This window comes from Catellatospora vulcania (assembly GCF_009720385.1).
GTDB lineage: Bacteria > Actinomycetota > Actinomycetes > Mycobacteriales > Micromonosporaceae > Catellatospora > Catellatospora vulcania.
In genome coordinates this window covers 35,746-48,076 of record NZ_WARX01000036.1, presented here as the reverse complement: position 1 = coordinate 48,076, position 12,331 = coordinate 35,746, and the positions used below count along the sequence as shown (strand labels likewise).

15 protein-coding genes are annotated in these 12,331 nt (G+C 71.7%); 6 read left to right on the top strand and 9 right to left on the bottom strand.

All coding sequences use genetic code 11. The features are described from left to right. The first annotated feature begins 9 nt into the window (after positions 1 to 9). Positions 10 to 636 (top strand): DUF47 domain-containing protein, encoded by a 627-nt coding sequence (locus tag F6W97_RS38500; protein WP_155375534.1) that lies wholly within the window; start codon positions 10 to 12, stop codon positions 634 to 636. Positions 637 to 678: 42 nt separating this feature from the next. After that, positions 679 to 1,731, top strand: coding sequence for an inorganic phosphate transporter (locus F6W97_RS38495; RefSeq protein WP_155375533.1), 1,053 nt, complete (start codon positions 679 to 681; stop codon positions 1,729 to 1,731). 105 nt (positions 1,732 to 1,836) lie between these two features. On the opposite strand, the gene F6W97_RS38490 is transcribed toward F6W97_RS38495, so the two are convergent. From F6W97_RS38490 to mtfM, 3 genes are all read right to left on the bottom strand, one after another. Beyond that, complete coding sequence (locus F6W97_RS38490; protein WP_155375532.1) at positions 1,837 to 2,802, bottom strand: Gfo/Idh/MocA family protein; 966 nt, start codon at positions 2,800 to 2,802, stop codon at positions 1,837 to 1,839. Positions 2,803 to 2,923: 121 nt separating this feature from the next. After that, a complete protein-coding gene (locus tag F6W97_RS38485; protein WP_196279523.1) occupies positions 2,924 to 3,517 on the bottom strand; it encodes a heme-binding beta-barrel domain-containing protein in 594 nt (197 codons plus the stop codon). Between the two features lie 105 nt (positions 3,518 to 3,622). After that, positions 3,623 to 3,727 (bottom strand): small membrane protein MtfM, encoded by a 105-nt coding sequence (gene mtfM / locus F6W97_RS41335; protein ID WP_269059029.1) that lies wholly within the window; start codon positions 3,725 to 3,727, stop codon positions 3,623 to 3,625. Between the two features lie 39 nt (positions 3,728 to 3,766). Here mtfM and F6W97_RS38480 point away from each other — a divergent pair, with 39 nt between their 5' ends. Further along, the gene (locus F6W97_RS38480) at positions 3,767 to 4,138 is read left to right on the top strand and encodes a DsrE family protein (protein ID WP_407924648.1); all 372 of its coding nucleotides are present in this window, start codon (positions 3,767 to 3,769) and stop codon (positions 4,136 to 4,138) included. Positions 4,139 to 4,295: 157 nt separating this feature from the next. Here the strand turns inward: F6W97_RS38480 and F6W97_RS38475 are convergent, their stop codons facing one another. From F6W97_RS38475 to F6W97_RS38455, 6 genes are all read right to left on the bottom strand, one after another. Then, positions 4,296 to 4,814 (bottom strand): hypothetical protein, encoded by a 519-nt coding sequence (locus tag F6W97_RS38475; protein ID WP_155375530.1) that lies wholly within the window; start codon positions 4,812 to 4,814, stop codon positions 4,296 to 4,298. Between the two features lie 273 nt (positions 4,815 to 5,087). Further along, positions 5,088 to 5,420, bottom strand: a complete 333-nt coding sequence (locus F6W97_RS38470; protein WP_155375529.1) for a DUF1416 domain-containing protein — start codon at positions 5,418 to 5,420, stop codon at positions 5,088 to 5,090. 5 nt (positions 5,421 to 5,425) lie between these two features. After that, complete coding sequence (locus tag F6W97_RS38465; RefSeq protein WP_155375528.1) at positions 5,426 to 6,274, bottom strand: sulfurtransferase; 849 nt, start codon at positions 6,272 to 6,274, stop codon at positions 5,426 to 5,428. Positions 6,275 to 6,520: 246 nt separating this feature from the next. Further along, entirely contained in the window at positions 6,521 to 6,598 is a 78-nt protein-coding gene (locus F6W97_RS41480; protein WP_322790472.1) for an Ms5788A family Cys-rich leader peptide, read from the bottom strand. Between the two features lie 105 nt (positions 6,599 to 6,703). Continuing rightward, positions 6,704 to 7,411: an LmeA family phospholipid-binding protein gene (locus tag F6W97_RS38460; RefSeq protein ID WP_155375527.1), complete on the bottom strand. Its 708-nt coding sequence runs from the start codon at positions 7,409 to 7,411 to the stop codon at positions 6,704 to 6,706. Then, the gene (locus tag F6W97_RS38455; protein WP_407924644.1) at positions 7,408 to 8,391 is read right to left on the bottom strand and encodes a hypothetical protein; all 984 of its coding nucleotides are present in this window, start codon (positions 8,389 to 8,391) and stop codon (positions 7,408 to 7,410) included. The genes F6W97_RS38460 and F6W97_RS38455 overlap by 4 nt, the downstream gene beginning before the upstream one ends. 352 nt (positions 8,392 to 8,743) lie before the next feature. On the opposite strand from F6W97_RS38455, the gene F6W97_RS38450 reads away from it, so the two are divergent. The 3 genes from F6W97_RS38450 (at position 8,744) to F6W97_RS38440 (ending at position 12,302) form a co-directional block, all read left to right on the top strand. Then, positions 8,744 to 9,535: a winged helix-turn-helix transcriptional regulator gene (locus tag F6W97_RS38450; RefSeq protein WP_196279524.1), complete on the top strand. Its 792-nt coding sequence runs from the start codon at positions 8,744 to 8,746 to the stop codon at positions 9,533 to 9,535. 107 nt (positions 9,536 to 9,642) lie between these two features. Beyond that, on the top strand, positions 9,643 to 10,584 hold the full coding sequence (mshD, locus tag F6W97_RS38445; protein ID WP_155375524.1) for a mycothiol synthase: 942 nt from the start codon (positions 9,643 to 9,645) through the stop codon (positions 10,582 to 10,584). 146 nt (positions 10,585 to 10,730) lie between these two features. Continuing rightward, positions 10,731 to 12,302: a hypothetical protein gene (locus F6W97_RS38440; RefSeq protein WP_155375523.1), complete on the top strand. Its 1,572-nt coding sequence runs from the start codon at positions 10,731 to 10,733 to the stop codon at positions 12,300 to 12,302. Positions 12,303 to 12,331 lie beyond the last annotated feature (29 nt).

Genomic DNA, 12,331 nt, shown 5'->3' with positions numbered 1-12,331 from the left:
GTGCTTGCGGTGAAGTTTTCACTCCGCCCCCAAGAGGGCGCCTTCTACGAGATGTTCTCCCGTGCCGCCCAGAACCTGGTGCGGGGCACGGAGCTGCTCTCCGAGCTGGCGCTGCCCGGCGCTGACGTGCAGTCGGTCAGCGAGCGGCTGGCCGATGTCGAGCACGACAGCGACCAGATCACGCACGAGCTGTACAACAAGATCAACTCCACGTTCATCACGCCGTTCGACCGCGAGGACATCTACCGCCTCGGCTCCGGTCTCGACGACGTCATGGACCACCTGGAGGCCGTGGGCAACCTGGTCTACCTGTACGGCCTGACCAAGCTCCCGGCGCTGCCGCGCGAGATGATCGAGATGATCGACGTGCTGGACCAGCAGGCCAAGGTCACCGCGCTGGCCATGCCGCGGCTCAAGCAGATGAAGGGCCTCAAGGACTACTGGGTCGAGTGCAACCGCCTGGAGAACGACGGCGACCGCACCTACCGCATGCTGCTGGTCCGGCTGTTCAGCGGCGAGTACGACGCGCTGACCGTGCTGAAGATGAAGGAGGTCGCCGACGAGCTGGAGGCCGCCTGCGACGCCTTCGAGCACGTGGCGAACACCGTCGAGACCATCGCCGTCAAGGAGTCCTGATGCGCGGCCTCATCGCCGGCCTCCCCGGCGGGGGTGCGTGACGTGAACGAGCTCCTCATCCCGGTGCTCGCGGTCATCATCGCGGCCATGGTGTTCGACTACACCAACGGCTTCCACGACGCCGCGAACGCCATCGCCACCAGTGTCTCGACCCGGGCGCTGACCCCGCGGATCGCGCTGGGCATCGCCGCGCTCGGCAACTTCGTCGGCGCGCACTTCGGCGCCCAGGTCGCCAAGACCGTCGGCAGCGGCATCATCACGCCGCCGGAGGGCGAGGCCGGTCTGGGCATCGTGTTCGCCGGCGTCGTCGGGGCCATCGCCTGGAACCTGCTGACCTGGTACTACGGCATTCCCTCCTCGTCGTCGCACGCGCTGATCGGCGGCCTGGTCGGGGCGATGCTCGCCGCGATCGCGTTCGGCGTGCAGGGCGAGGTGCTGTGGGGCGGCATCCTGGAGAAGGTCGTCCTGCCGATGATCGTGTCTCCGGCCACCGGCTTCATCCTGGGCGCGGTGTTCATGCTGGCCCTGCTGTGGGCGGTGTACCTGCTGGCCAAGTGGCTGTCCAAGAAGAAGTCGGGACGGCTGCTGCAGCCCACGCCGCTCAACCGGTTCTTCCGGTTCATGCAGTCGCTGTCGGCGATCGCGATGTCGGTCGGCCACGGCATGCAGGACGCCGCCAAGACCATGGGCATCATCGTGCTGGCGCTCTACACCGGCGGGTTCCAGAGCTCGAACGACACCATCCCGGAGTGGGTGTTCTGGACCTCGGCGACGGTGCTGGCGCTGGGCACCTACGCGGGCGGCTGGCGCATCATCCGCACCCTGGGCCGCCGGGTCATCCACCTGGACCCGATGGCCGGCTTCGCCGCCGAGACCGTGGCCAGCAGCGTGCTGTTCACCGCGGCGGCGTACGGCCTGCCGATCTCGACGACGCACACCATCACCTCGGCGATCATGGGTGTCGGCGCGACCAAGAAGTTCTCGGCCGTCCGCTGGGGCGTCGCCGGCAACATCATGACCGCCTGGGTCCTCACCTTCCCCGGCGCGGCCGTGGCCGCCCTCATCGCCTACGTCCTGGTCCGCCCCATCTTCTGACGGCCCCGCCCTACAAGATCGCGACGATCTTGCGCGAACGGTTGCCGATTCGCCCGGAAAGGGCGTGTCGCACCCACCGTACGCGCAAGATCGTCGCTTTTGCTGTCAGTAGGTGACGCCGATCTGGGCGCGGACGGCGTCCAGGGTGCGCATGACGGACAGCGTTGAGGACAGGGGGACCAGGTCGGATTCGAGCTGGCCTGCGCGCAGGCAGCGGGTGGCCTCGGCGGCCTCGAAGTGCAGTCCCGAGGGGGCCGTTGTGAGCTCCTCGGGGTCTGCGCCGTGGCGGTGCAGGACGAAGCGGTCGGCGGCGTGGAAGCCCCAGGGGAGTTCGATCCGGCCCTGGGTGCCCACGATCGTGGCGTTGCGTACGTCGCCGTTGATGCCGCAGTACAGCGACGCCACCGCGCCGGACGGGAAGCCCAGCGAGATGCTGGTGCGGGCGTCGGTGCCCTCGGGGAACAGGTGCGCCCACGCGCGGATCTGGTTCGGCTCGCCGAGCAGCAGCTGCGCGAAGCCGATCGGGTACACGCCCAGGTCCAGCAGGGCGCCGCCGCCCAGCTCCGGGTTGCGCAGCCGGTGCTCCGGAGCCGGATCGAGCCCGATGCCGAACGCGGCCTGCACCGAGACGACCTCGCCGATCGCGCCGTCCGCGATCAGCTCCACGATCTTCAGCGTCGAGGGCAGGGTCCGCGTCCAGAACGCCTCCATCAGGAACAGCTCGCGTTCCCGGGCGATGGTCACGAGGTCCTGAGCCTGCGCGAGGTCCAGCGTGAAGGCCTTCTCCACCAGCAACGGCTTGCCGGCCCGCAGGCACAGCGAAGCCGCCGCGTGGTGGTGCGAGTGCGGGGTCGCGATGTAGATGATGTCCACGTCCGGGTCGGCGGCCAGCGCCTCCCACGAGCCGTGGCTACGCGCCGCCCCGTGCTCGGCGGCGAAGGCCTGCGCGGACGACGCTGTCCGCGAGCCCACTGCCGCCAGTTCGGTGCCGGGCACCTGGGCCAGCTCGCGCGCGAAGCGTGCGGCGATACCGCCCGTGGCGAGAACGCCCCAACGAATCTGATCAGTCACGACCCGAAGCTACACCGGTTCAGTAAGGAGCCCGTCGCAGCGGCCGCCCGGTGTCTGTCCGGAGCGCAGCGCAGGATGGACGACCGACCAAGGCCGCGGAGCGGGCTCCGCATATGACAGCTCAGCCGCCGACGCGGATCAGGCGCGCGCTGAGGTGCGGCGTCAGGCCTTCGCCGACCGCGGCCATGTCCTGGGCGTACAGCAGCGCGCCCTCGACGATGCCGTAGAGCCGGTGCCCCGCGGTGACCTCCTTGGCCGTCGACGTGCGCGCCACGAAGTCGGTGACCATCTCGATCCGGGGCGGGTTCACCTCGACCTTGCCGAGGTAGAGCTCCATGATCCCGGTCGGGTTGGTCATGATGGCCTCCAGCTCGTCGCCGTCCTTGCCCGACGGCCGCCACCAGCCGACCTCACGGCCACCGGGACGCACCGGCTTGGACTCAGCGTCGAGGATCCACGCCTTCGACTCGTAGAACAGGAACGGCCGGCCGTCGTGGCTGATCCGGATCTCCTGCGCGTAGTCGAAGTCCTCGATCGACGGGTAGCCGCCGCGGCCGCGGCCCCGCCACACGCCGACGAAGGGCAGCAGGTCCAGCAGGTCGCCGTGCAGGTCCGGTCCCGTACGCAGGTCGTGGGTCTCCTCGTAGGGGTACGGGTCGACCGGCGGCGCGTTCAGCCACGGTGGCGGCTGCAGCGGATTCTCTTCAGTACTCACCGTTTCAACCCTCTTCGTTCGCGACTGCGGAACTCGTCGGCCCTGGCCCGCCGCACCGGTGTCGCACCGGGGCAGCTCCGCCCACCCGCGTGCGGGCAGGCACTCTCACCAGCGGCCGCGCGAGATTTTGACGGCCACATAGGCCAGGCCGCCGGCAAGCGCGCCGAACCCGGCGACCAGCAGGCTGACGAACCCGATCTCGGTGACCACGGGTAGATCCTATGAGGCGCGCCCGGGCTCGTGCATAAGCTGTCGGACGTGGCACGCAAACTCATCGTGAAGACGACCGCCGGAGCCGACGCGCCGGAGCGGTGCGCGCAGGCGTTCACCGTGGCCGCGACCGCCGTGGCGGCCGGCGCTCAGGTGTCGCTGTGGCTGACCGGCGAGGCGAGCTGGTTCGCCCTGCCCGGCCGCGCCGCCGAGTTCGAGCTGCCGCACTCCGCCCCGCTGCCGGATCTGCTCGACGCGATCCTGGCCGCCGGCACCGTCACCCTGTGCACCCAGTGCGCCGCGCGCCGGGAGATCACGCCCGACGACGTCATCCCCGGCATCCGGATAGCCGGCGCCGCGGTCTTCGTCGAGGAAGCCCTCTCCGACGACGCCCAAGCCCTCGTCTACTGACGAAGGAAGGGCATCGTCGGCTCGCGTCAGCGAGACGAGCAGCAGCTCTGCACATCGCTATCCGTGGAGGAAGGGCGCCTTCTCAACGGGTCGGCGCGGGTGAGCCGGGCGGAAGCCGCGATGCTTCGGCGTGGCGCGCCCAGGCTCGGGCGCCGGGTCAGGGGACGCGGCAGCCGGAGCTGAGGTCCACGGCCACGGTGCCCTCGCCGGTGACCTTGCCGTGTACCGCCACGTAGTTGCCCGCGTCGTAGTAGAAGCCCTCCTTGGGGCCGTCAGCGGGCCGGGTGAGGGCGTCGGGGAGCGCCGCGGCGAGCGCCTCGACCGTGGCGGACTCGTTGCCCACCGGGCCGGAGACGGTCAGCGTGCGGACCACCGAGACGCCGTCGCGGGCGGCGGACAGGCGGCACGTCTTCTCGGCGTACCCCTTGTCCTGGATCGTGGAGCCGGCCGGGACGACGGCGGTGACCTGGCCGACGATCTCTTCGATGGTGGCCTTGGCCGAGGCCACGGTGGTCTGGTCGCGCAGCGACGGCGGGTCGTTGCGGGCGGACCAGACGGCAAGCCCGACCAGCAGGAGGGCCCAGGCGGCGACGAGGGCGCGCCACAGGTTGCGGCGGGCGGGCGGCGTCGACTGAGGCTGCTCAGCCGCCTCAGGAGCGGGCGCGTCGATGGTCACGCCGTTCATGCTGCCACGCGCGTGCCGCCGGGCGTGTCGCGGTGGCCCCGGCCGTGGGCCGCTGGCGGCCGAAGATCGCTGTTTCGGGTCAGAAAGTCAGGTCAGACCGCAGTTTCTGACCCAAAACAGCGATCTTCGCCCCGGCCCGCCGGCGAGCGACTCTGCGCCGGCGGCACGGCAGGGCCTCCACCTGCCAATCCTGGCGGCAGGCGTTAAGAAGGGCACCTTCCACAACGCATAGCGTTAAGAAGGTGCCCTTCCTTTGGTCAAGGCTTAGGCGACGGCGAGGGAGACCTCGTTGACGCCGCGGTCGGCGGTGACGGTGGCGTCGCCGTTGCCGAAGCGGGACAGGGCGCGCAGCTGCCAGGTGCCAGGCGCGGCGAAGAAGCGGAACTGGCCCGCCGGCGAGGTGACGACCTCGGCGGTGAACTCGCCGCTGCGGTCGAGCAGGCGCACGTACGCCCCCGCGACCGGGTCGCCGCCGGCGGCCTGGACGGTGCCGGTGATGACGGTCTCCTTGTCCAGGTCGACGCTGAGCGGCAGCGGGGCGGCCTGGTCGGGCGCGGCGCAGCCGGCCGCGACAGTCGAAGCAGTCTGTGCGGTCATGGTGATCACGCCTTCCCGGGCTCGTCGCCCAGTGCCACCGGCACGCCGACCAGCGAGCCGTACTCGGTCCAGGATCCGTCGTAGTTCTTCACGTTCGCCTTGCCGAGGATCTCCTGCAGCACGAACCAGGTGTGCGAGGAGCGCTCGCCGATGCGGCAGTACGCGATGGTGTCCTTGCTGTCGTCGATGCCGGCGGCCGCGTACAGCTCGGCCAGCTCGCTGTCGGACTTGAAGGTGCCGTCCTCGTTCGCGGCCTTGGACCACGGCACGCTGAGCGCGGTGGGGATGTGGCCGGCCCGCTGCGCCTGCTCCTGCGGCAGGTGAGCGGGGGCGAGCAGGCGGCCCGCGTACTCGTCGGGCGAGCGCACGTCGATCAGGTTCTGCACGCCGATGGCCTTGACCACGTCGTCGCGGAAGGCGCGGATCGACAGGTCCTGCTCCTGCGCGACGTACTGGGTCGCGGGGCGCTTGACCTCGTCCTTGGACAGCGGGCGGGCGTCCAGCTCCCACTTCTTGCGGCCGCCGTCGAGCAGCTTCACGTCGCCGTGGCCGTAGAGCTTGAAGTACCAGTAGGCGTACGCGGCGAACCAGTTGTTGTTGCCGCCGTACAGCACGACGGTGTCGTCGTTGCCGATGCCGCGCGAGGACAGCAGGGCCTCGAACTGCTCCTTGTTCACGAAGTCACGGCGCACCGGGTCCTGCAGGTCCTGGCGCCAGTCCAGCTTGATCGCGCCGGCGATGTGGCCACCGTCGTAGGCGGTGGTGTCCTCGTCGACCTCGACGAACACCACGCCGGGTGCGGCGATGTTCTTCTCGGCCCAGTCGGCCGAGACGAGGGCGGATTCGCGACTCATGAAGTTCTCCCTTGAGATGTGGCTGGTGGATGAACGTCTGTGCGGGTGACGCCACCGGGAGCGCGAGCGGGAGAAAGAAAAACGTCGCCGCGTACGGGTCCACAGGGGATTCACCGAATACAGGGCGACGGCGGCTGGCTGACTTGCGGGGGCGGCCGGCTCAGCGATGAGCGGGCGATGCGAGTCAGTTGACAGAGCTGCTGACGATCACGGAATCGTGATCGAGGTGCGCAAACTGTGCCGCCGTCAGATGACGGGGCGACACAGGCACGTGGCCACGCGGCACAGGTCGACCGCGCGCCGCTTGGTAAGCAGCGGACTCATAGTTGGTGACCCTACCAGCAGCGCTGTCATTTCGGGAATGTGTCGTCCACCATCCGGGAACGGTGGATCACCATCCGGGAGTGCAGATGGTGATCCACGCGGCCGTCAGGCCAGCTCGACGTCCTTGGCGGTGAAGGAGACGATGAGGCCGGTCGACTCCGTCTGGACATCGGTCAGTTCGAGGTTGAACGGCAGCTTCGGCAGGGTCAGGGTCACCGCGAGCCGGTCCTTGTAGGCATTGATGATCGTTTGGCTGACCGAGCCGGCGGCGCCCTTGAGCGAGGTCACGCGCAGCCGCACGTGGCTGCCGTCCACGACGGTGACCTCGGCGGTGCCGGTGACCTCGCCGATGATCGGCACCTTGCCGGTGACCCGCACGTCGTTGGAGCCGGCCGAGGTCAGCGAGATCCCGGTCAGGCCGCTGGCCTCGACCAGGCTGGCGTAGGACACCGTGGCGTCGCCGTTCACCCGCGCCGCCACCGGCCGGGCGGTGCCGTCCATGAGCTGCGACAGCGGCGCCTCGACGTTGTGCGCCGCCACGTTCAGCAGCGGCAGGGGCAGCTGGCCGCCCTTCAGGTCGCGCATGGTGATGTCGATCTCGGTGTACTTGCCGGCCGCGACCTGGGTCAGGAACGGGAAGCCCTGGATCTCCACCTCGGGCGGGGTCGAGGTGACTCCCTGGTCCTGCATCCGCGCGGAGACCCGGGCGGCGATCTCACGTTCCGCGTAGTGCGCGCCGACCCGGTCGCCGACCACGACCAGCACCCCGAGCACGACGAGCACGACCGCGGTGATCGTGAGGAACTTCCTCATGCGGGCACCAGGAAGAACACGCTGATCACGTATGCGACCGGGGCTGCCAGCGCGAAGCCGGCCAGCGGGCCCTGCATGTGCCGGGCCAGCCACATGGTCGGCGCCTCGCCGGCCAGTTCCCGCCCCGCCTCGGCGAAGCCGATGGTGAGGTCGGCCAGCACGGCCGCCCCGGCCGCCGCCATGCCGATCAACGCGGCATCGCTGGGCGTGAACGGCACCAGGTAGCGGCCGATGAGGGCGGCCACGCCGGTGCCGAGCATCGCGCCGATCACGATGCCCGCCGAGCCGCGCGGGACCTGGTCGGCCAGGCGCGGGTACGGCGCGAAGACGTCGGTGAGCCGGGCGACGCTCAAGGCGATGCCGCTGGCGATGAGGCAGACCACAATGGCCTGTGTGCCCGCCGGGAGGCGAGTCAAAACAATCAATGTGGCGAACGAGACCACACCGAGCACGATGACCACCGTCGAGCCGAGCGACTCGGAGACGCGAACGCGTCCCTCGTAGCGCACCATCTGCCCGACCGCGCCCGCGACCAGGCCGCCCGCCGCGATGAGGCCGAGCGGGGCCACCGAGGCGACGTCGCTCAGGATCGCCGCGAGGTCGGCGCTGATCGCCGCCAGCACGCCGACCGTGGCGACGACCTTCGCCCCGGGCGGGCGGATCGCCATGGTGGTGGCGAAGACGTAGAGCAGCTGCGCGCCGAGGATCACCACGGCGTACGGGATGCGGCCGGTGCCCACGCCGGCGGTCTGCGCGCCCATCACCAGGCCCACGCCGAGCAGCAGCGCGAAGCCGGCCACGGCCGCCGACAGCAGCCGGCGCACGGGGACGATCTCGACCGCGGGGCCGTCCTCGCTCTCGGGCTCGGGTTCGTCGCCGCCGCGGGCGCGCCGCCGGTCCTTGCTCTTCACCGCCTCGTCGCGCCGGGAACGCGGGCCCGGTTCGGCACCCCGTTCGGCCGCGCCGCGGCTCGCGGGCACGGGAACGGGCGCAGGGCCACGGCCGGCCGGGCCAGGGCCGGGCCGGTGCGGCCCGTCGAACTGGGGGCCGGATGACCTGCGATTACGGACGCTGTCGTCGGGAGGGGAACCGAGCACGCAACGATCGTGCCACCTCTACCCCCCAGAGCGCACCTCACCGGGGTGGGAACCTTCCCGAGCTGGGCGCGGCGTCCGAAACACGCGCGAAAGATGACCGAAACAATTGCCTTCGATCACGCGCGGTGAGTGACAAAGACATGGCCTCCTGGTATTTCTTATGTACTCGACTATGCTCATGCTTTACCCGCCCGTCAGCGACGCCGGGACCGACGTGAGGCCAGCCACGCCCCCCATGTGCTGCTCGCGCGGCCCTTTGCCGCGAGGACGGAGGCGATCCGTGGAAATTCTGCTCCTGGTGACCGCACGCGCCGGTGAACCATCCGCCGTGCTTCCCGCGCTCGACCTGCTCCCGCACACCGTGCGCACCGCGCCCCGCGACGTGCGCACCCTGGTGTCGACCCCCAGCCCGGACGCCGTGCTGGTCGATGCGCGCTCTGAACTGTCCGAGGCCCGTGCCACCTGCCGGATGCTGCACGCGACCGGCATCGGCGTGCCGCTGATCGCCGTGGTCACCGAGGCGGGCCTGGTCGCGATCAACGCCGACTGGGGCGTCGACGACGTCATCCTGGCCTCCGCCGGCCCTGCCGAGGTCGAGGCCCGGCTGCGCATGGCCGTGGGCCGCCTCAACTCCGCGACCGCCGCCGCCGGCGGCCTCATCCGCGGCGGCGAGCTGACCATCGACCCCGACACCTATGCGGCGAAGCTCAAGGGACGCCCGCTCGACCTCACCTACAAGGAGTTCGAGCTGCTGAAGTTCCTGGCGCAGCACCCGGGCCGGGTCTTCACCCGCGACCAGCTGCTGCGCGAGGTGTGGGGCTACGACTACTTCGGCGGCACCCGCACCGTCGACGTGCACGTGCGGCGGCTGCGCGCCAAACTCGGCTCCGAGTACGAAGCCATGATCGGCACCGTGCGCCAGGTCGGCTACAAGTTCGTGGTGCCGTCCTCGCGCCAGCAGCTGGCCGACCGCGACCCGCTGGACGCCGCCACCGAGCAACTGCTCGCGGACCTGCCCACGATCTGACCCGAAAGCTCTTCGACGCGACATGCCCGTGGCTCCCGCCGCGGGCATGTTCCGTCTCACGGCGCGACCGCGGCGGCGATTTCACGACTCCCGGCTACGCTGACGCCATGATCGGGTATGCCGAGCGGCGCGACCGGCTCACACCGGACGAGGTCTCCGCCGTTGTCGAGCTGGCACGCGCGGCGGGGGACACCGACGGCGCATACCCGCTGTCCGAGCACACGGTGCTGCACCTGCGGCACGGTGGCGAAGCCCCGGCGGTGCACGTCATCGCCCGCACGCCCGACGGCGAACTGGCCGGCTACGCCCACGTGGACACCACGGACGCGGTCGACGGGCCCTCCGCGGAGCTGGTCGTGCATCCGCTGCGCCGCCGCCACGGCCTGGGCCGGGCCCTGGTCAAGGCCGCCATCGACGCGGCGGCCGAAGCCGACCCGGCCGGCCGGCTGCGGCTGTGGGCCCACGGCGACCACCCGTCGGCCGGCGCGCTGGCGCTGTCACTGGGCTTCCGCCGGGCCCGGGTGCTGTGGCAGATGAGGCGCTCGCTGTTCGCCGAGGTGCCCCAGCCCGACCTGCCCGCGGGCGTGGTGCTGCGCCCGTTCCGGCCGGGTGCGGACGACGAGGCCTGGCTGGCGCTCAACGCGCGCGCCTTCGCCGACCACCCGGAGCAGGGCCGGTGGACCCTGCGCGACCTGCACGTGCGGATGGCCGAGCCGTGGTTCGACCCGGCGGGCTTCCTGCTCGCCGAGCGCGACGGCGCGCTGGCCGGTTTCCACTGGACCAAGGTGCACGGTGAGCTGCGCCGTGACGCCGAGGACGCACACCACCACGACCCGATCGGCGAGGTGTACGTGCTCGGGGTCGACCCGTCCGCGCACGGCTCCGGCCTGGGCCGCGCGCTGACCGCCGCCGGGCTGCGCCACCTGCGGGCTCAGGGCCTGGACCAGGTGATGCTGTACGTCGATGAGTCCAACACCGCGGCGACCGCGCTCTACCAGCGGCTGGGCTTCGCGCGCTGGTCCACCGACGTGCTCTTCCAGCGCGCCTGAACGACCTCTTCCGCAATCCTGTGAGATCCATCACCATCTAAGGGTGCGGGTCTCCGGCCCGTGGGTCCTTCGGCCTCGTGCCCCCGCGCGAGGCTGCGGCCACGACACGGCGAGCGACGCGGTGATGCGGGCGGTCAGGAGGCGGCGTGTTCGAGCAGGAGCCGCCCGACGTGCTGTCGCAGCGGGACGAGGCGAGCAGGCAGGCCGCCGCCCCCGCCGACTTCACCGACTGGGTGGCCCGCCGGCTGCCGCCGCTGGAGCACGCCGCCAGGCAGCTCACCGGAGACGGGCCGCAGGCCGCCGCGCTGGCCCGGGACCTGCTCGGCCTGGTCGCCATGCGCTGGTCGCGGCTGCGCGGCAACGACGCGGAGCACCACGCCCCGCCCGGCGCGGCCGCGGATCGGCTGCTGCAACGGCTCTTCGCCCGGGAGGTCGCCGACGCCGCGCCCCCGCACCGGGTGCGGCTGGAACTGGACCGCACGCCGCCGTCGCGCCGTGCCGGGCACGCCCCGCCGGTGAGCGTCGAGCAGGAGGCGGCCGCGCTGTGGCGGCGCGGCCGGGCCACCACCCGCCGCCGGTTGCTGATCGCGGGCGCGGTCGGCGCGGTCGCCCTCGGCGCGGCAGGGATCCGGGCGCTGACCACCGGTCGCGAGGAGGGCCTGCAACCGCTGCCCGCCCTGCCCACCGGTCCGGCCGTGCTGGACGGAGTGGACGAGGTGCCTCCGGTGGCGCGACAACTCACGCTCCGGACGGCCCTGGTCGCGAAGCTGCCGCGGGACCTCGCACCCGGTGACCCGGGCAGGCTGCCGGTACTGAGCCGGCAGCCGACGCCGCGGGTGCTCGCCGTGCTCGACGCCGCCGTCACGGGCGGCGGCGAGGGCCCGCTGGTGGTGCTGGGCGCGGACGGCGAGTGGCGCAGGGTCGACAGGCTCCCGGCGGAGGCCGCCGCGCTGCTGTCCGCGGGGGCGCTGGCCCCGGACGGTTCGCGGGCGGCGGTGGTGACGTCCGACGAGCTGTGGGTGATCGAGATGGCCACGGGCCGGGCCCGCCGCCACGACGTCGGGCCGGAGTCGCCCGTGACCATCTGGCTCGGGCCGCGACACCTGCTGCTCGGCGTCGACAAGCTTCTTGAGGTCGACACCGGGCGGCTGCTGCCGGTGCCGGTGGGGGCACGCGACGCGATCGCGCCGCGCCGCCAGAACGGTCAGGATGCTCCGTCCTCGGTGCTGGAGCTGCTCTCGGCCGGGGACCCGATCACGGCGCCGCCGCGGGTGCGCACCTGGGAGTTCGACGGCCGCGACCACAGCGAGGGCACCGTCGCGGTCAGCGGACCCGGTGCCGGGCGGTTGGGGCAGTTCATGGGCCCGGGTTTCGCGGTCGTGGGCGTGGGCGGGCTGGTCGCGCGCCTGTGCGAGCCGATGGGGCTGCCGGTGCGGGCCGACTGGCGGGCCGGGGTCGCCGTGGCCGTGCTCGAACCCGGCTCGGCCAGGGTGCTGCGGATGCTGGCGGCCGACGCCGAGATGACCGGCGGGGTGACGCTGCTGGGCTGGCTGGACCGGCGGCGCGTGCTGCTGTGCTGCGCCGGCGGGTCGGGCGCGACGCCCGGGGTGAACCAGCGGGTGCTGGTGTGGGACGTACGGGACGGCAGCCTCGCCCTGGTCGGGACGGTGGCCACCGATGGCGGGCTGTCGCTGGCAGACCTGGACGGGGCGGTGTGACCGCGTTCACTTCCCGGCCACGCCTTGCT

Bases quoted from the DNA above. Each gene is read 5' to 3' on its own strand.
- F6W97_RS38470 (WP_155375529.1), bottom strand. From the start codon at position 5,420: ATGACCGCACAGACTGCTTCGACTGTCGCGGCCGGCTGCGCCGCGCCC.
- F6W97_RS38465 (WP_155375528.1), bottom strand. From the start codon at position 6,274: ATGAGTCGCGAATCCGCCCTCGTCTCGGCCGACTGGGCCGAGAAGAAC.
- F6W97_RS41480 (WP_322790472.1), bottom strand. From the start codon at position 6,598: ATGAGTCCGCTGCTTACCAAGCGGCGCGCGGTCGACCTGTGCCGCGTG.
- F6W97_RS38460 (WP_155375527.1), bottom strand. From the start codon at position 7,411: ATGAGGAAGTTCCTCACGATCACCGCGGTCGTGCTCGTCGTGCTCGGG.
- F6W97_RS38450 (WP_196279524.1), top strand. From the start codon at position 8,744: ATGTGCTGCTCGCGCGGCCCTTTGCCGCGAGGACGGAGGCGATCCGTG.
- mshD (WP_155375524.1), top strand. From the start codon at position 9,643: ATGATCGGGTATGCCGAGCGGCGCGACCGGCTCACACCGGACGAGGTC.